General features: G+C 62.4%; 16 protein-coding genes. 9 read left to right on the top strand and 7 right to left on the bottom strand.

What is annotated here, in order from left to right; genetic code table 11:
• Positions 1 to 11: 11 nt before the first annotated feature.
• On the bottom strand, positions 12 to 623 hold the full coding sequence (locus LA343_RS01820; RefSeq protein WP_025403849.1) for an SdpI family protein: 612 nt from the start codon (positions 621 to 623) through the stop codon (positions 12 to 14).
• 118 nt (positions 624 to 741) lie between these two features.
• On the opposite strand from LA343_RS01820, the gene LA343_RS01815 reads away from it, so the two are divergent.
• Entirely contained in the window at positions 742 to 3,690 is a 2,949-nt protein-coding gene (locus tag LA343_RS01815; RefSeq protein ID WP_025403848.1) for a leucine--tRNA ligase, read from the top strand.
• 63 nt (positions 3,691 to 3,753) lie between these two features.
• On the opposite strand, the gene LA343_RS01810 is transcribed toward LA343_RS01815, so the two are convergent.
• The 4 genes from LA343_RS01810 to LA343_RS01795 all read right to left on the bottom strand — a co-directional run bounded on the left by LA343_RS01810 (position 3,754) and on the right by LA343_RS01795 (position 7,043).
• Positions 3,754 to 4,248 carry a membrane protein gene (locus LA343_RS01810; protein WP_025403847.1) on the bottom strand — a complete coding sequence of 165 codons (495 nt, stop codon included), beginning with the start codon at positions 4,246 to 4,248 and terminating at the stop codon, positions 3,754 to 3,756.
• Positions 4,249 to 4,320: 72 nt separating this feature from the next.
• Positions 4,321 to 5,214, bottom strand: a complete 894-nt coding sequence (locus tag LA343_RS01805) for a universal stress protein (RefSeq protein ID WP_276784800.1) — start codon at positions 5,212 to 5,214, stop codon at positions 4,321 to 4,323.
• 173 nt (positions 5,215 to 5,387) lie between these two features.
• On the bottom strand, positions 5,388 to 5,876 hold the full coding sequence (locus LA343_RS01800) for a MarR family winged helix-turn-helix transcriptional regulator (RefSeq protein ID WP_025403845.1): 489 nt from the start codon (positions 5,874 to 5,876) through the stop codon (positions 5,388 to 5,390).
• A 75-nt stretch (positions 5,877 to 5,951) separates the two neighbouring features.
• The gene (locus LA343_RS01795) at positions 5,952 to 7,043 is read right to left on the bottom strand and encodes an inositol-3-phosphate synthase (RefSeq protein ID WP_025403844.1); all 1,092 of its coding nucleotides are present in this window, start codon (positions 7,041 to 7,043) and stop codon (positions 5,952 to 5,954) included.
• Positions 7,044 to 7,222: 179 nt separating this feature from the next.
• Here LA343_RS01795 and LA343_RS01790 point away from each other — a divergent pair, with 179 nt between their 5' ends.
• The 7 genes from LA343_RS01790 to rplI all read left to right on the top strand — a co-directional run bounded on the left by LA343_RS01790 (position 7,223) and on the right by rplI (position 13,753).
• On the top strand, positions 7,223 to 7,654 hold the full coding sequence (locus tag LA343_RS01790) for a DUF5318 family protein (protein WP_224209197.1): 432 nt from the start codon (positions 7,223 to 7,225) through the stop codon (positions 7,652 to 7,654).
• Between the two features lie 356 nt (positions 7,655 to 8,010).
• Positions 8,011 to 10,071 (top strand): transglycosylase domain-containing protein, encoded by a 2,061-nt coding sequence (locus tag LA343_RS01785; RefSeq protein ID WP_182840917.1) that lies wholly within the window; start codon positions 8,011 to 8,013, stop codon positions 10,069 to 10,071.
• 82 nt (positions 10,072 to 10,153) lie between these two features.
• Positions 10,154 to 11,740, top strand: a complete 1,587-nt coding sequence (locus tag LA343_RS01780; protein ID WP_224209196.1) for a glycosyltransferase family 87 protein — start codon at positions 10,154 to 10,156, stop codon at positions 11,738 to 11,740.
• Positions 11,741 to 11,744: 4 nt separating this feature from the next.
• Positions 11,745 to 11,927, top strand: coding sequence for a hypothetical protein (locus LA343_RS01775; RefSeq protein WP_025403841.1), 183 nt, complete (start codon positions 11,745 to 11,747; stop codon positions 11,925 to 11,927).
• Between the two features lie 188 nt (positions 11,928 to 12,115).
• On the top strand, positions 12,116 to 12,403 hold the full coding sequence (gene rpsF, locus LA343_RS01770) for a 30S ribosomal protein S6 (protein WP_025403840.1): 288 nt from the start codon (positions 12,116 to 12,118) through the stop codon (positions 12,401 to 12,403).
• Positions 12,404 to 12,541: 138 nt separating this feature from the next.
• On the top strand, positions 12,542 to 13,174 hold the full coding sequence (locus tag LA343_RS01765) for a single-stranded DNA-binding protein (RefSeq protein WP_025403839.1): 633 nt from the start codon (positions 12,542 to 12,544) through the stop codon (positions 13,172 to 13,174).
• Positions 13,175 to 13,288: 114 nt separating this feature from the next.
• Positions 13,289 to 13,753, top strand: coding sequence for a 50S ribosomal protein L9 (gene rplI / locus LA343_RS01760; protein WP_025403838.1), 465 nt, complete (start codon positions 13,289 to 13,291; stop codon positions 13,751 to 13,753).
• Between the two features lie 358 nt (positions 13,754 to 14,111).
• Here rplI and LA343_RS01755 read toward each other — a convergent pair whose 3' ends face one another.
• Positions 14,112 to 15,695: a flavin-containing monooxygenase gene (locus LA343_RS01755; RefSeq protein ID WP_025403837.1), complete on the bottom strand. Its 1,584-nt coding sequence runs from the start codon at positions 15,693 to 15,695 to the stop codon at positions 14,112 to 14,114.
• A gap of 544 nt (positions 15,696 to 16,239) precedes the next feature.
• Between LA343_RS01755 and dnaB the strand changes: the two genes are divergently transcribed.
• The gene (dnaB, locus tag LA343_RS01750; protein WP_025403836.1) at positions 16,240 to 17,766 is read left to right on the top strand and encodes a replicative DNA helicase; all 1,527 of its coding nucleotides are present in this window, start codon (positions 16,240 to 16,242) and stop codon (positions 17,764 to 17,766) included.
• On the opposite strand, the gene LA343_RS01745 is transcribed toward dnaB, so the two are convergent.
• Positions 17,763 to 18,278: a MarR family winged helix-turn-helix transcriptional regulator gene (locus tag LA343_RS01745; RefSeq protein WP_025403835.1), complete on the bottom strand. Its 516-nt coding sequence runs from the start codon at positions 18,276 to 18,278 to the stop codon at positions 17,763 to 17,765. The genes dnaB and LA343_RS01745 overlap by 4 nt on opposite strands.
• Positions 18,279 to 18,327: the final 49 nt, after the last annotated feature.

The following is an 18,327-nucleotide window of genomic DNA, read 5'->3' as shown; positions in this document are numbered from 1 at the left end:
CGCCTACTCCCCTAACGCTGGTCCTGCGCCTCAACCGCCCGTCGCGCAGCATCTACATCCACCGCAGGGCTCGTCCGTTGTGCGCTGGTATTGCGGGCGTCGAAGGCCGCTCCCCCGCCCTCGCAGGCACCATTGAGTGAGCAGCTGCCGCACGCCTGACCGCTGGCGCACTGCTCCGCAGTGGGCTCGCCGTCCGCAGAGCTACAGCACCCGCCGGCAGCGCCGGCATCCTCCTGGCCGGCAGCGCCCGCGCTACAGCACGATGAATTGGCCTGCTCTTCGCGCTGCCTGGCGGCGTCGACCTGGGCAAGAGCGTGAGCCGCCATGGCCGAGCCGATACCGGCAAGGACCAGCGAGCCCACCACCAACATTGCGACAACCAGCCACATCCACCCCGAGGCCGACGAGCTCACCAAAGCGCCCAACAACATCACCAGACCGGAACCAATCCACCCCGGCCCGGCGATGCGGTGTGCCAACGTCCAGTTCTCCTGCGATTGGCGGACCTCCGGGATCCGCAGCCCCACCACCGAGTTACCAGGCAATTTGTTGGTCAACGCCAACACACCCACCACCAGGATTGCCAGGCCGATAATGCACAGGATAACGCTCAGCACGATCATGCTCACCAGTCTATTCCCACCACAACCAGCAACACCAACCAGCACCAACCAGCGATACGGCCGCGAAAGCTACTGGTGGAATAACTCGCCGTCCCAGCGCCTACTACACTTAGGACACATGACGAATCCTGGAACAAACCCCTCGGCAGAGACCCCGTACCGCTACACCCCGGAACTCGCCGCCGATATTGAAAAGCGGTGGCAGGAGTACTGGGCAACGAACGGCACATTCAACGCCCCCAACCCAGTGGGCTCCCTGCACGTCGAGGGCCAGGAACTCCCCACGGATCGTAAGTTCATCCAGGACATGTTCCCCTACCCCTCCGGCGTGGGTCTGCACGTGGGCCACCCGCTGGGCTACATCGCTACGGACGTGTTCGCCCGTTTCCACCGCATGAAGGGCGCGAACGTGCTGCACACCCTGGGCTACGATGCCTTCGGCCTGCCCGCGGAGCAGTACGCCGTGCAGACCGGAACGCACCCGCGCACCACGACCCAGGCGAACATCGACAACATGGAGCGCCAGCTCGGCCGCCTGGGTCTGGGCCACGATAAGCGCCGCGCCATCGCCACCACTGACACTGACTTTTACCGCTGGACGCAGTGGATCTTCCTGCAGATCTTCAACTCTTGGTTCGATCCCGAGGCCACCAACCCCGCCGATGGAAAGGGTGCGGCCCGCCCCATCGCTGAGCTCGAGGAGAAGCTGGCCGCCGAGCGCGCTGACTGGGCTGAGCTCACCGCAGCTGAGAAGCAGGAGATTCTGGATGGCTACCGCTTGGTGTATCGCTCCAACTCCACGGTGAACTGGTGCCCGGGTCTGGGCACGGTGTTGGCCAACGAGGAGGTCACCGCCGATGGCCGCTCTGAGCGCGGCAACTTCCCCGTGTTCCGCAAGAATCTGCAGCAGTGGATGATGCGCATCACCGCCTACTCCGACCGCCTGATCGACGACCTGGAGTATCTGGACTGGCCGGACAAGGTGAAGTCCATGCAGCGCAACTGGATCGGCCGCTCCCGCGGTGCCGAGGTGGCCTTCGCCGCCCCCGGTGGCAACGAGATCCGCGTGTTCACTACCCGCCCGGACACGCTGTTCGGCGCCACGTATGTGGTTTTGGCTCCGGAGCATGAGCTCGTTGATGTGTTGGTATCCGACGCCGCTACGGGCTCCACCGCCGACAATTCCGCTGCCGCGGCTTACGAGGGGATCGACGAGCGGTGGACCTACGGTAAGGCAACCCCCGCCGAGGCCGTGGCGGCCTACCGCGCGGACATTGCCGCAAAGTCCGACTTGGAGCGGCAGGAAAACAAGGACAAGACCGGCGTATTCACCGGCGCTTATGCCATCAACCCGGTCAACGGCGCACAGGTGCCGATCTTCATCGCTGATTACGTGCTGACCGGCTACGGCACCGGCGCGATCATGGCTGTGCCGGGCCACGACACCCGAGACCACGAGTTCGCCAGTGTCTTCGGCCTGCCCATCGTGGAGGTACTGCAGGGCGGCAACGTGGCCGAGGAGGCCTTCACCGAGGACGGACCGCACGTCAACAGCGCCAACGACAACGGCCTGGACCTCAACGGAATGGGCAAGACCGAGGCCATCGATGCTGCTATTGCCTGGCTGGAGCAGCAGGGCTCCGGCGAGGGCACGATTCAGTACAAGCTGCGCGACTGGCTTTTCGCCCGCCAGCGCTACTGGGGCGAGCCCTTCCCCATCGTCTACGACGCAGACGGTGTGGCCCACGCCCTGCCGAACGACATGCTGCCGGTCGAGCTGCCCGAGGTTGAGGATTACAAGCCCGTCAGCTTCGACCCGGAAGACAAGGACAGTGAGCCCCAGCCGCCGCTGGCCAAGGCGAAGGAATGGGTGGAGGTTACCCTCGACCTGGGCGACGGCGAGCAGACCTACTACCGCGACACCAACGTGATGCCGCAGTGGGCCGGTAGCTCCTGGTACCAACTTCGCTACATCGACCCCACCAACGACGATGCACTCGTGGACATTGAGAACGAGCGCTACTGGGTAGGCCCGCGCGAGGGTCGTCCTTCCGGCGGTGTGGACCTGTACGTCGGCGGCGTGGAGCATGCCGTGCTGCACCTGCTGTACAGCCGTTTCTGGCACAAGGTGATGTTCGACCTCGGGATTGTCTCCAGCTTCGAGCCGTACTACCGCCTGTACAACCAGGGTTACATCCAGGCCTACGCCTACACGGATTCCCGTGGCGTGTACGTGCCCGCTGCCGAGGTCGAGGAGCGCGATGGTCGCTTCTACTGGATTCGCCCGGCGGACAAGGGCGGCGCGGAAGAGGGCGTCAAAGAAGGCGCGGAAGAAGAGGTGTTCCAGGAATACGGCAAGATGGGCAAGTCCCTGAAGAACTCCGTGTCTCCGGATGAGATCTGCGACAACTACGGTGCCGACACCCTGCGCGTCTACGAAATGGCCATGGGGCCGCTCGATACCTCCCGCCCATGGGCCACGAAGGACGTGATCGGTGCACAGCGCTTCCTGCAGCGCGCCTGGCGCCTCGTGGTCAACGAGAACACCGGCGAGGCCACCGTCACTGAGGCCGACCTGACTGACGAGGACAACAAGGCGCTGCACCGCACCGTGGCCGGCGTGTACGAGGACTTCGCAGAACTGCGCGATAACACGGCCGTGGCAAAGCTCATCGAGTACGTCAACTACCTGACGAAGAACTACAGCACCTCCGGCGCGGCAGCTCAGGCGCCCCGCAAGGCCGTGGAGCCCCTCGTGCAGATGCTCTCGCCGCTGGCACCGCACATCGCGGAGGAAATGTGGAAGATCCTGGGCCACGAAGGCGGAATTACCTACGTGCCCTTCCCCACGTGGGAAGATAAGTGGCTGGTCGATGACTCCATCGAGCTGCCGGTGCAGGTCATGGGCAAGCTCCGCGGGCGGATCACCGTGTCCACCGATGCGAGCCGCGAGGACATCGAGGCGGCCGCGCTGGCCGAGCCGAACGTGGCCGCGCACGTGGAGGGCAAGACGGTGAACAAGATCATCGTGGTGCCCGGCAAGATGGTTAACATCGTGGCGAAGTAGCATTCGCCGTGCCGTGACGGGGAGCTGCTACGGCACGGTGGTGCCGCGCCGGGGACCGGGGAGCTAGGGCGCCACGCTGTGTCCCAGGATCAGCATGGCACCAATCGAGGTGACCCATGCCATGGAGAACGGCATGATGAACCAGACCACGGCGATCCACGGGCGCCAGCGCTCGTGCCTGCGCCACTTCAGGTAGGCGATGAACGCGCCGCCGAACAGGCCAAACATGGCGATGGACGTGGGTACCAAAGAGAAGATCAGCTGGAACCCACGGCTGCACAACTGCGCTGTATCGTCGCGATCGCAGTACGGCCCGCCCATGGTGAGTGATAGCACCCAGATGATGATGGCAGAAATCGTGGTGGCGAAAATGATGCCGAAGAAAAACACGATGGCCTGGGTGGAGCTGCGATTGTTGCGCTCCAGACGGAGCAGCGGGTCAGCCTCGTAGTCGAGGTCGCTGGGCCGCGACGGTGCCGAGTCGGAGTGCTCGTCGAGGGGATAGACATCGAAGCGGTCGCGAGGATGCAGCTCGTCATAGTCATCATGCGTGCTCATAATGCCTCTATGCTACGCGGTGGCTGGTGAGCAGAGAAGAGGCGGAACCAGGGGGCCGCAGCGGCACCGCCCCTACACCGGCACGATCAGCACGGGCGCGGGGCTGTGGCGCAGAATCTGGTTCGTGGAAGGGCCCAAAAACACTCGGCGGAACTGCCCCAGCTGGCTGGACCCCAGCACCAGCAGGTCGCCCTTCTTCCACTTCAGCGCGTTCATGGCACCAGACCAGCCGTAGCCGCTGCCGGCCTCGGTCTGCACAACAAGGTCGGCGTGCCTGGCCAGCGCCCGGTCGCGGCCCCGATCCAGCAGCGCAAGGGCCTGCTCGCGCCACTCCACCATCTGCTCCGACTCATCGTCGAAGGGCGTTTGCGTGGGGTACATCGTGACGCCCCGCGGGCTAAACGCCACCAACCGCAGCGGTATCTGCCAGCGGGCAGCCAAGTCAGCCGCTGAGCGCAAGGCCTCGTGGGACTGATCGGTATCCACATACGCGCAGCTCACGCGGGTAACGCCCCGCTTGGATAGCCGGGGAGCTCGCGGGCTCAACAACAGCGGCTTCGGGGAACAATGCAGCAGCGCGTCCGCTGTGGAACCAATCCGGAACCGCTCCTGCGGCGCGGCGGGGTGCGAACCCACGACAATTGCATCGGCTGAAAAATCCTCTGCGGCAGCGATGAGAGCGCGCGTTTCGGAGTGATCCACGCTCACCACGGATGCCTGCTCGGAATCGAGCATGGAGTGCGGCAACTTGGCGTGATCGAGGGCGCCGAGAGCGGCCTTCGAGCAGGCCTTCGCTTCCTTCGTCGCCCAGTGCTTCAGCTTCTCGAGGTTCTTTGCCTCGGGTTGAACGGTCCATGCCCGCGGGATGACCGTGGCCGTGCGAGCCGTGATGGCTTGCGTGCGCCCCAACCATGCGACGACCTGGGCCGCCTCCGAACCGGGGGACTGCGGCCGCCATGCCATCATGAGGCGAAGCGGCTGCGATGAAGGACTGCTAAGAGAGCTCACAGGGCGTAAACCTTAGTCAACCGTAGGAGAACTGAGTAACCCGAGCGATTCACGTGGCCTAAAGGAACAAAAACCATCTCGGGCTTAGTAAACATGGCAGGCATGGCGAGACACGGTCGGGCTTCGTGCGCCTAGTGTGCGCTGCGCCCGCCGTGCTCGTGCTCAGCCTTCAACTTTTCCTCGATGGAGGCGGCGTAGCTGTGCAGGATCTCATCGATCAGCGACACAGCTTCCTCAGTGCGCTCCAGCTCCTCATCGTTGAGTCCCTCGAGCATGCCGGCCAACTGGTTGGCGCGCTCTTCGCTGAGCTTTTCGAGCTCCTCGCGGCCCTTGTCGGTGAGGTCGACGCGCACGCCGCGGCGATCCGAGATGTCGCGCACTCGGGTGACCAGGCCCATCGTCTCCAGCTGGTTAACAGCGTTGGACGCCGTGGGCATGCGAATCGCCTCGGTCGAGGCAATCTGGCTAATCCGCATGGGACCCTTTTCGTCCAGGATCATCATGATGGACAGCTGGGCCATGCTAATGGTGGAGTTCTCCGCCTGGCGGAAGTACAGCAAGTACAACCGCGTGAGGGATGGGCGGAGCTTTGATGCGATCTCGAGTGGAGTAGAGGCCATAAATACCAAATTACAACAGTTTTGGATGTAAATGGGAACTGTCCCATTTCTTGACGCCGCCATGCGGCCCTGGCTTTAAGCGCCGTTGATGAACTCTTCGAGCTGTGCCCGGGCCACGTCGTCGGGGAGCTGAACCGGCGGGGACTTCATCAGGTAGCTCGATGCCGCGTCGACAGGCCCGGCAACTCCGCGATCCAAGGCGATCTTCGCGGCCCTGACCGCGTCGATAATAATGCCTGCGGAGTTCGGGGAATCCCATACCTCGAGCTTGTATTCGAGGTTCAGCGGGACCTCGCCGAACGCGGAGCCCTCGAGGCGTACGTAGGCCCACTTGCGGTCATCGAGCCATTCCACGTAATCGGAGGGGCCGATGTGCACGTTGCGGTCATCGATCTTGCCGGCCAGCGGGCTCTTCTTGAGGTTGCTGGTCACAGCCTGGGTCTTGGAGACCTTCTTGGACTCGAGGCGCTCGCGCTCCAGCATGTTCTTGAAGTCCATGTTGCCGCCCACGTTGAGCTGCATGGTGCGCTCCAGGCGCACGCCGCGGTCTTCGAAGAGCTTGGCGAGCACGCGGTGGGTGATCGTTGCGCCGACCTGGCTCTTGATGTCATCGCCGACGATGGGTAGGCCCGCGTCGCGGAACTTCTGCGCCCACTCCGGGTCGGAAGCGATGAAGACGGGCAGGGCGTTGACGAAGGCGCAACCTGCGTCAATGGCGCACTGCGCGTAGAAGCGGTCTGCCTCCTCGGAGCCCACCGGGAGGTAGCTGACAACAACGTCCGCCTTGGCTTCCTTGAGAGCGGCCACGACATCGACGGGCTCCTCGGAGGACTCTTCGATGGTCTGCTGGTAGTAACGGCCCAGGCCATCGTGGGTGTGGCCGCGCTGAACCTTCACGCCGGTGGTGGGCACGTCGGCGATCTTGATGGTGCAGTTCTGGCCGGACTCGATAGCGTCGGCGACGTCCTTGCCGACCTTGTCGGCGTCCACGTCGAACGCAGCGACGACCTTGACATCGCCCACGGCGTAGGGGCCGAACTTGGTGTGCATCAGGCCGGGAATGTCCTGGTCAGCGGTGGCTTCGGAGTAGAGATGGATGCCCTGGATCAGGCTGGTGGCGCAGTTGCCCAGCCCGACGATGGCAATGTTGCAGGTATTTTCACTCATGAATCCCAACATAAGGGCGACCGGCGCGGTGACCTGCACTGAACGCAGGGTTGACCGATTAAGCGGTGGTGGTTAACCGATTAAGTCCGCTGCTTGCTGTCGGCGGAGACGGTGCTAGTGCGACGGTGCGGCAGGCGCGCGTTGCGGTGTTCTCGCCGTCAGCATTTATCATGTTGTCCATGCCCACTGATTCCCACGCGTCACTTTCACCACACGGGCGCCCCAGGAAGGTCATTGACCATCAACTGGATCGCCAGCGGGTGCTTCGGCGTGTCCGCAGCGGAGACATTTCTGCAGGCCAGGTGCGAAATGCAACACCTTCCCTCATGTCTTCCGCCGACGTCCTGGGAACAGTGGTCGGGCGCGCGTGCCCGCTGTGTGGTGCCCATACTCTTCGAGAAACCCTGTGGATTCATGGCGCAGCATTAGGTGAAAAGTCGGGCACAGCGCGTAGTGTAAGAGAAATAGACGGCGTGGTGGAGGCCTTTCCGGAGCTCACCATCCACACCGTGGAAGTCTGCATGACCTGCAGGTGGAACTTTCTGATCCGTGAAGACATCATCGGATCCGGTTCCGCTTTTGATAATCGACCGGGAGACTCGATTAGTTGAGTAACGACAAGCCATCACAGAACCCTTCCAACAACGGAAAGCCTCCCCGCCGCAACGGCAACGGCAACGGTAACGGTAAGGGACGTCCGCAGGGACGCGGCTCGGCCCAGGGCAAAGGCCCGGCAAAGGGCGGTGCCGCGAAGAAGTCTGCCTCCACTCGTCCCAATGCCAAGCGACCAGGCCGTGGCGGCTCCAAGGCCGCTGCAGCCAGCGCGGCCGCAGCGGCGTCGAGGAAAAAGAAGAAGGACGAGGCGCGGGTCGCCAAGAACGGACCGATCACCGCGCGTACCCGCAAGAAGAAGAATTGGCGCGATGGCCACTTCCGGAAGCAGCTTCTCGCTAGTCTGGCGGCCATCATGGCGGTCATCATCATCGTGCCGCTGGTGGCATTTTTCACCGCATACTCCGTGACAAAGGTTCCGGAGCCGGAAGAGTTGGTGAACAACCAGATCTCCTACATCATGGCCGATGACAATCAGACCGAGCTGGCCCGTATCGTGCCGCCGGAGGGTAACCGCCAGAACGTCACGCTCAACCAGATCCCGTTGCACGTTCGCCAGGCCGTGCTGGCTGCCGAGGACCGCGAGTTCTATTCCAACCCCGGCTTCTCCATCACGGGCTTCGGCCGCGCCGCACTGGGCCAGCTTCTCGGCCGCGAAGGAGCGGGCGGTGGCTCCACCATTACCCAGCAGTACGTCAAGAACGCGCTGGTTGGTGACGAATTCAGCCTCGTCCGTAAGGCCAAGGAACTCGTGATCTCCGCAAAGATGGCGAGGGAATGGAGCAAGGATGAGATCCTTGAGGCCTACCTCAACACCATCTACTTTGGCCGCAATGCCTACGGCATCGGTTCGGCGGCTCACGCTTACTTCGGTAAGGACGTCAGCCAGCTGACCATCGAGGAAGGCGCGGTGCTGGCCGCCACCATCCAGGCTCCCTCTGCGCTGGACCCGTGGACCAACCGCGAACGTGCTGAAAGCCGCTGGAACTACGTGATGAACGGCATGGAAGAAACCGGTGCCATCACCCCGCAGCAGCGCAAGGATGCGAAGTACCCCGAGGTTCTGGATCCGGCCACCACGGCCAACAACACGCAAAGCGATGGCCCCAACGGTCTGATCAAGACTCAGGTCATCAAGGAACTGGAAGCGGCCGGCATCACTGAGGATCAGGTCAACACCGGTGGCCTACGCATCACGACAACCATCGACCCCAAGGTGCAAAACGCCGCGGTTGATGTGTCGCGAGCGAAGAAGGAAGGTGAGCAGGAGGGCATCCTCGATGCTGTCGTGTCCATCGATCCGAAGACCGGTGGCATCCGTGGCTGGTACGGCGGCGAAGACCCCGTGGGCTTCGACTACGCCGATGCGGGCCTGCAGACCGGTTCGACCTTTAAGATCATGGCCCTCGCCGCGTACCTGGATCAGGGCGGCAGCATCTACGATCAGTTCGACTCCTCCCCCGTCACTACCGGCGGGACCACGGTGACGAACGTCGACAACATGAGCTGTGGCACGTGCTCCATCGCGCAGGCGCTAAAGATGTCGCTGAACACCAGCTTCATCCGCCTCACCCGCAAGCTCAACGGTGGCGCCCAAGACGTTGCGGACATGGCCCACCGCCTCGGCGTGGCAGAGTCTATCCCCGGCATCGACAAGACCCTTAGCGAAAACGGTGGCGCCCCCTTCGAAGGTATCACCCTGGGCATGTACCAAACCCGCCCGGTGGACATGGCTTCGGCGCTGGCCACCCTCGCGAACGAAGGCAAGTACTACCGCCCGCACTTCGTGCAGAAGGTGGAGAACTCTCAGGGCGAAGTACTGCTGGACAACTCCAAGCTCAAGGGCGACCAGGTCATCGACAAGGAGGTTGCTCAGGGAGTCATCTCCGCGATGCAACCCATCGCCGCATACTCCAACGGAAACTCGTTGGCCGGAGGCCGCCCCTCGGCTGCGAAGACCGGTACGTCTCAGCTGGGTGACACCGGCGAGAACAAGGATGCCTGGATGATCGGTGCCACCCCGCAGCTGGCCACCGCTGTCTGGGTTGGTACCGCTGACGGTGCTCCCCTGCGCAACGCCTACGGCGGAGTGATGTACGGCTCCCAGCTGCCCTCCCAGATCTGGAAGGGTGTGATGGACCAGTCGCTGCAGGGCGATGACGTGGAGTACTTCGGCTCTGGTTCCGCATCCTCCGGTTCGTCGGGATCGTCCGGTTCCGGTAGCTACTCTGGTGGTTCCACTGGCGGTGGCGGTGGCACCGGCGGTACCGATGGAGGTGCCCAGCAAGAGGCACCGGCTCAGGCGGAGCAGCAAGCTCCGGCACCGGCACCGCAGGCGCCCGCCCCAGCCCCGGCTCCCCCGCCGGCACCGGCGCCGAACCTCGGAGACATCATTAATGGACTCGTCAACCCCTAGTAGTACGCCCAGTAATACGCCCAGCAGCTCCTCGTCTCCGAAGGACTCCTCGGCTACAGGGCACCCTCAGCACCCGGCGACTGTGACTCGGCCACAGTCGAACAGCCGCCGGGTGCTTCCGTCTGCCACGGAACCCATGGCCCGGGGATTCATTGACTTCATCGGCGGCCCTCCCGGCCACCACGCGCTGATCGGCAGGCAACGCTGGTGGACTCCCCTGCGGGTGCTCCTCGCGGTCGGAGTCGTGTTTTTGAGCCTCGGTTGGCTCCAAAAAGGCCAGTGCATCCGCACCGGGCATTCCGATAACGGAGTGTTCGCGGATTGGACCGGCTACCGGCAATACACCTCGGCCTGCTACTCAGACACTGTCACGCTGTTCTCCTCCCGCGGCCTGGACCAGCTCCATTTCCCGTACCTGTATTCCTGGGTCGACGATTCGGGCGTCACTCGCTACATGGAGTACCCGGTGCTCTCCGGCATCTACCAGTGGCTCGTTGCCGTCATCGCCCGCCCAGTGCACAGCGCCTGGGATCTCCTGGGTCTCCCCCAGGTTCCTGCGGTGAGTGTGTACTTCGCCGTCAATGCCTTCTTCCTCGCAGCGGCGTGGCTCGCCGCCGTTGGTCTCGTGGCGAAGCTGGCGGGTAACCGCGTGTGGGACACGCTCCTCATGGCCGCCTCTCCCCTGGTCATCGTGCACGCCTTCACCAACTTCGATCTGCTCGCTTGCCTCGCCGCCGTGGCCGTGCTGAGCCTGTGGGCGAACCGGCGGCCCGGTTGGGCCGGGGTCGCCGGTGGAATCGGTGTGGCGCTGAAACTCTGGCCGGCCTTCGTGGTCGGTGGCATCATCTTGCTGTGCCTGCGCGCGCGGGCGTGGTCACCCCTCGCCCGCCTCGTGGCGGGCACGGTGATCACCTGGCTCGCCGTCAACGTGCCGATCCTCATCCTCTCCCCCAACGGCTGGGCCGAATTCTTCCGGCTCAACTCCTCCCGCGGCTGGGAAGGTTCCACGATCTATGCGGTCATCGCCCACATCACCGGCAACGATGCCTGGTCCGGCATCACCCCTTCCCAAGCCGTCGAAGGAGCCGGGACCCTCAACCTCATCTCCACCATTGCGCTCCTCATCTGCTTGGGCGCCCTGGCCTGGTTTGTCATTTTTTCTTGTTCGACGCCACCACGCCTCGCACAGGTCGCGTTCCTTGCGACCTTCGCCTTCATGCTGACTAACAAGGTGTGGAGCCCGCAATACTCGATCTGGCTGGTTCCCCTGCTCGCGCTGGCGCTGCCGAGGTGGCGCCTCGTGTTCGGCTGGGCGGCGTTGGAGACCGTGTACTGGTACGTGCGCATGTGGCAGTTCCTGCCAGCCGGCCAGGCGGCGCCGAACTGGCTGGCGGACACCCTGACGGTTGCTCGGCTGGGGTTGCTCGTGATCATGAGCGTGCTCATCATTCGCCAGGCCAAGGGAGTGGATCCGGATAGTGTGCGCCAGGCCCACGGGGGCATCGACCCGCTTGCCGGGGTGTTGCTGGCATACCCCTCCCAGTCCTGGGCGAGCCGGAGGGCGGGGGCGCATGGCGGCGTCGAGAAAAAGCGCTTGAACAAGCAGCCACAGGGTACGGGGCGCGCAGGGGCGCAGATTAGTATGGGACGTAACTACGGAGGAAAGTGATCACATGAGCAACACGGCCCTGATCGTCACGATGGTCAGCGTATTTATCGGATTTTTGCTGTTCGGAGGTAGTTTCGCCAGCTTCATGTACAAGAAGTCGAAGCAGCAGATTTGGGGGCTGTTCATCCTGGCCGTGGTGTTCTTGACGATCATCCCCACCACCACCGCGATCTTCTTCGCTACCTAGTTTGACCCCAGCCGGGCCCCAGTCGGGCGTTGTGCCGGGGCGACCACGGGTTGCCCGGCTCGAACGGACATTTCTTATTCCCCACGTCAGCATGTAATCTGAAAAGGTTGCTGACGCAACGACCCTCCTGCCATGCCCAAACCCGGGCACGGCCGAAAACATTAAGACCATAGGAGGTGATGAGGTCCGTGCGTCAATACGAAGTGATGATCATCATCGACCCTTCCCAGGATGAACGCACCGTTGCCCCGTCGCTGGACAAGTTCCTGAACATTGTCCGCAAGGAGAACGGCACCGTGGAGAAGGTCGACATTTGGGGCAAGCGTCGCCTCGAGTACCCGATCAACAAGAAGGACGAGGGCATCTACGTTGTTCTCGACCTGAAGTGCGAGTCGGATACCGTGCAGGAGCTTGACCGCGTGCTCAACATCAACGACACCATCATGCGCACCAAGGTGCTGCGCAAGGACCAGTAATAACTGGATCTTGAACACACCGGATCGACTACTCTAGGAAACGTCGTCAACGCGGCACAACGGCCGCGCTGAGAAACCTCGAATCACCACCGCCCTCGACCGCACACAGCGCGTCGCACACCAAGCAAGGAAGAACACATGGCACAGGGAGACACCCCAATCACAGTGGTTGGCAACCTGGTTGCGGACCCAGAACTGCGCTACACCCCCAACGGTGCAGCGGTAGCGAATTTCCGCGTTGCCTCCACCCCACGGCGCTACGACCCGCAGGCGGGTCAGTACGTGGACGGTGAAGCGCTGTTCCTCACCTGCAACGTGTGGCGCCAGGCGGCGGAGAACGTGGCGAACACCCTCACCAAGGGCGATCGCGTGGTTGTGACCGGAAGGTTGCGCCAGCGGTCATGGGATGACAACAACGGTGCACGCCGTACTGTCTTCGAGGTTGAAGTAGACGAGGTTGGTCCCTCCCTGCGGTACGCAACGGCGCAGGTCACGAAGGTGACCCGCGGCCAAGGCGGCCAGGGCGGCGGCTATAACCAAGGTGGTCAAGGCGGATTTGGAAACAACCAAGGAGGCCAGGGTAACCAGGGTGGTTTCGGCCAAGGCGGCCAGAACAACCAGGGTGGCTTCGGTAACTCGGGCAACCAGGGTAACCAAGGTAACCAGGGCAATCAGGGCTTCGGCGGGCGTAACGCGTCCACCGACGATGATCCGTGGAACTCCGCACCGCAATCCGGTTTTGGTGACGGCGATGACGAGCCGCCATTCTGATTGAAAACTTTTCTCTTCACAGGGGTGGCACGCAGCTAGCCCCCGGAGAAACTAGGTTCGCCTAGTACGACATATTCAATTTGGTCAAACCAAAGCACAACGAAAGGCTGGATCATGAAACTGATCCTCACCGCCGCCGTTGACAATCTCGGTGTTCCCGGCGACATCGTTGAAGTCAAGGCTGGCTATGGACGTAACTACCTGCTCCCGCGCGGCTACGCCATCGTAGCTACCCGCGGAGCTGAAAAGCAGGTCGAAGGCATCAAGCGCGCTCAGGAAGCACGCCAGATCCGCGACCTGGACCACGCTCGCGAGGTCAAGGAAGAGCTCGAGGCACTGCAGGCCAGCGACGTTACCGTCGAGGTCCGCACCTCCGAGTCCGGCAAGCTATTCGGCTCTGTGACTGCAGACGATGTGGTTGCAGCCGTGAAGAAGGCTAACGGCCGTTCCTTGGACAAGCACTCCATCAAACTGCGCAAGGGTGATGTGAAGGCTACCGGCATCTACTCCGTGGATGTCAACCTGCACAAGGACATCACTGCGTCCCTGAACTTCGAAGTAGTCGGTTCCGCCAAGTAAACAGTCCTCTCGAGCAATCACGCGCTACCGCCCTAGACAGGCGGGTTCAGCCGCGCTGATTGGTTCGCGACTGGCCCCTGACCGCTATCCCCAGTGGGGATGCGCACCGGCCGCTGCCGCGAACCGTGGCCTAGACACCCACGGTAGGTAGCGATAGACACCCGGTGATGGACGCGGGGGCGGCGATCTGAACTGCATTTACGATAGACAACAGCACACAAGAGCGGGGCGAGCCCTCCGATCATTGCGATCGGTGAGGCCCGCCCCGCTTTTGCATGCTCAGCCGAGGTAAGGGGGTGAGTGGTGAGCACACCTAGTGCTAGTACACCTAGTGCTAGTACACCTAGCGCTTGCTCACCTAGTGCTGCAGCACCTCCGCGCCGCCGCCACTAGCAGTGCGCGCCAATACCGCCGCGGCATCCAGGGCATCCTGGCCGAACACCATGTCCTTCGTGTTGTCCTGGCTGAGGTAGGTGCGGCGTTCCTTGATGTAATCGTGCTCCATCCGCCACGGATCCGCCGCTCCCTGGCGCGGCAACTCGTCGATGCTGCGCTGGATGTATCCACTGCCCATCTCCAGCATGGGGCGATCGGCGGCCACGCCCTCGGGCAGCACGGGGGCGGCCCACTTGTCGCCGCGGGCGCGCATGTCCTGCCATAGTTTCACCAGGTAGCGGCTGGTCATGTCGGCACGCAGCGTCCAGGATTGGTTGAGGTAACCGATGGTGTAGCTGACATTCGGCAGCCGGTTGCCCAGCATCGACCGGTAGGCCACGAGGGATTTGGTGGGGATATCCTGCCCATCCACCGCGAACGTGAGGTTTCCGAACGGCTGAAGCTGCAGGCCGGTGGCAGTGACGATAATGTCCGCCGGGATGTGCCGCCCGTCGATCAAGTCGATCCCGTCTGCCGTGACGGTGGAGATCGCTCCGGTCACCACCGATGCGCCGTCTTTGAGCGCGCGGAAGAAGTCGCCGTCCGGGGATTTGCACACGCGCTGATCCCAGGGGTTGTACGGGGGAGTGAAGTTCTTCTTGATCTCGGCGCCGCTGATGTACTGCCGATTCATGGCCCAGAAGTACTTGCGAGCCACCCATGGGAACGTCTGGCAGAAGTGGTATTGGAACATGTCGCGGAAGATGTGCAGGTTCCGCGCGATCGTGTGGCCCCGCTTTCCGGGTTCCATGTTGAAGCCCAGCCCCACGACCTTGCTGATTCGGTCGTCGTTGGGCAGGGGAGCGATGTATGTGGGTGTGCGCTGGAGCATCGTGGCCCGAGCGCCCATCTCGTGCAACGCGGGCATGAGCGTGACTGCCGTGGCCCCCGATCCCACAACCACCACGCGCTTGCCGCTGACATCGAGGTTGTCCGGCCAGCGTTGCGGGTGGATGACCGTGCCTTGGAAGTCGTCGATGCCGGTGATGGTGGGGGTGAACCCGGAGCTGTGCCGGTAGTAGCCCGCAGCCAGGTGAACCCATTTCGCCCAGTATGTTTTCGTTTCGATCTTTTGTTCGACGCCATCATGATCAGCGCCGTCCATAGCAGCTCGTCCCTCGGAATTATCCGTGCCCTTGGGGGCTTGCAGGGCCGCTACTTCCCACAGGCCTTTTTCGGTGTGGAAGTTGATGCGCTGCACCCACGTGGAGAGCTCGAGGCGGTCGAGCATGCCGCATTCTTCGGCCGCCTCGCGGGTGTACTCCTTGATCTGGGCGCCGGAGCCCAGTGTGCCTTTGTGAGGCCAGCGCTTAAACGGTAGGGCGAAGGTGGCCATGTCGGAGTCGGAGCGGATGCCGGGGTAGGTGAAGGTGTTCCAGGTTCCGCCGATGTCGCTGTTGGAGTCTACGACCGCCCAGTTCCAGTTGGGGAAGTTCTTGTGTACGTGGTGCGCCATGTCCACGGCGGAGAGGCCGGCGCCGACGATGAGAAGGTCCAAGGGTTCCATGGCTTCAACGCTACTAACGTGCTGCGGTTTTGTTTGGGAAACGAGCATAACGCGGCACAGGTGGGTGGGTACATGGGTGGAGGTGAGGGGGTCGGCGCCTGAGACGTTGATGAATTTAGGCTTAAAGGTGGGTTGACGTGCGGTGACGAGATGAGTGCACTGATGGTTCCATTGTCAAACTCCCAAGACGCCGATACGGATGTGAATAACTTGGGGATAACTAGCACACGGAGGGGGATAGATGGTGTGGAAGTATGCCGATTTTTTGCTTCGGGGGAGCCGTTTGCACATTCGGGGGCAATGAGTTATCCACTATCCACATTTCCGCAGTCACATCAGTAACAACGCTCTGACCTGCAGGTTTCTGTAAACCTGCTGGTGAGAGGGTTGGTTGTCCACAGGTTATCCACAAGGCGAACTGGGGAGATGGAAGTTACGCACATTCCATCCACATGGTTATCCACAGGGCCTTGTGGATAACTGGGTCGGGGGAGGTGTGTGACGATGAAAGTGGATGTCTCACAGGCCACTAAAATGAGAAACCATGAGCCCACGCGATAGTGACCTTTCCTTCGACGACTACGCACCGTTGCCCGATGAACCCCCTGCCGATCCTGCCGACAATCTGGGGGGTGGATCGGGCGCTGGGTGGCGCAAGGATAACAACGGCGGTCGCCGTGGCCGTGGAAACGGCTACGGGGGCGCGGGCTCCGATGAGGGGCAAGAGTTCGGCCGCGTGATGCCACAGAACGTGGAGGCGGAGCAGGGCGTGCTCGGTGGCATGCTCATGAATAAGGACGCGATCGCGGACGTGGTGGAGACGCTGCGCGGCGATGACTTCTACCGCCCCACTCACAAGACGATCTTTGATACGATCCTGCAGCTCTACGGCGAGGGTAAGGAAGTGGACCCCGTCATTGTTGCGGGCCGCCTGGATCGCGATGGTGTGCTGGATATGGTCGGCGGCGCGCCGTATTTGCACAGCCTGATTAACAAGACGCCTACGTCGGCGAACGTGGGTTACTACGCCGACCTGGTGAAGGAAAAGGCTACGCTGCGCCGGCTCGTGCAGGCGGGCACGAAGATTGTGCAGCTCGGCTACTCCGGAATTGAGGGGGCGGAAGTAGAAAATGTTGTCGATAATGCTCAGCAGGAGATGTTCGCCCTGACGAACACCGCAGCTGCTGAGGATTATGAGGTGTTCGGCAACTTGCTGCAGCCGGTGATGGACGAGATCGATGAGCTGTCCGAGGTGGGCGGCAAGGCCATGGGCGTGGCCACGGGATTCAGTGAGCTCGATGATCTCACGAACGGGTTGCACGGCGGGCAGATGATCATTGTGGCGGCACGTCCGGGCGTGGGTAAGTCCACGCTGGCGCTGGATTTCATGCGTTCGGCGTCTGTCCAGCAGGGCAAGCCCTCGGTGCTGTTCAGCTTGGAAATGAGTAAGTCGGAAGTGATGATGCGTATTTTCGCTGCCGAGGCGGAAGTGCGGTTGTCTGCCATGCGCGGCGGGCGGATGGAGGACGAGGACTGGGATCGGCTGCACACTAGGGTGGAGCAGATCGACCAGGCCCCGATCTACATCGATGACTCGCCGAACCTCACGATGATGGAGATTCGCTCGAAGGCGCGGCGCCTGAAGCAGCAAGTGGGGCTGGAGCTCATTGTGGTGGACTACCTGCAGCTGATGACCTCGGGCAAGAAGGTCGAATCGCGCCAGCAGGAAGTCTCGGAGTTTTCCCGCCAGCTAAAGCTGCTGGCTAAGGAAGTGAACGTGCCCGTGGTTGCTATCTCGCAGCTCAACCGTGGTGTGGAATCGCGTGGCGAAGATGCGCTGCCGAGGGTCTCTGACCTGCGCGAATCCGGCTCGCTGGAGCAGGACGCAGATATGGTTATGTTGCTGAATCGCCCGGATGCACAGAACCCCGATCATGAGCGCATGGGCGAGGCCGACATCATCCTGGCTAAGCACCGCGGCGGTCCCATTGGCACAGTGACGGTGGCTCACGAGCTGCAGTACTCGAAGTTCACCGACTGGAAGCACACGGATCTCACGCCGATGCCCTAGGGCTGCTCTGAGCTCGCCGAGCTAATCGAGTGTGCCAGTGCCTCGAGGACATTGCTGAACTGTTCGCAAAGCTCTGGTGTGAGACCATCGAAGAACTGCTTCTTGACTAGCCTTGCGTGTCCCGGGGCTGCGTTCTGGATGGCCGTGAGGCCCTGGGGTTCCAGTACGGCGAAGAAGCCGCGGCCATCAGTATCGCAGCTTTCCCGCCGTAGCAGGCCGCGATTTTCCATACGGCGAATATGGTGTGACATGCGGGAACGGTCCCACCGCAACTGATCTGCCAACGCGGAGATGCGGATCCGATGGTCAGGCGCTTCAGAGAGGTGAACAAGAACCTCGTAATCCGCCAGGGAGAGTTTCGATTCTTCCCATAGCTGCCGAGCCTGGGTAGTCGTTGCCGCTGCATGAAGGTTGATCCACAGTCGCCAGAGGCGTTGCTGCTCGGCAGATAGCCACGGACCTTCATGCTGGAGCTCAACCTGGGGATCGGGAGCAGGGCGCTGTTCGTTCATGCCACCATCATCCCATAACGGCAATGTAGTTGACACAACAACTAACTGG

Origin of the sequence: Corynebacterium falsenii (assembly GCF_020099275.1) — a bacterium.
GTDB classification, from domain to species: Bacteria; Actinomycetota; Actinomycetes; order Mycobacteriales; family Mycobacteriaceae; genus Corynebacterium; species Corynebacterium falsenii.
This window is presented reverse-complemented; position numbering and strand designations above follow the sequence as displayed.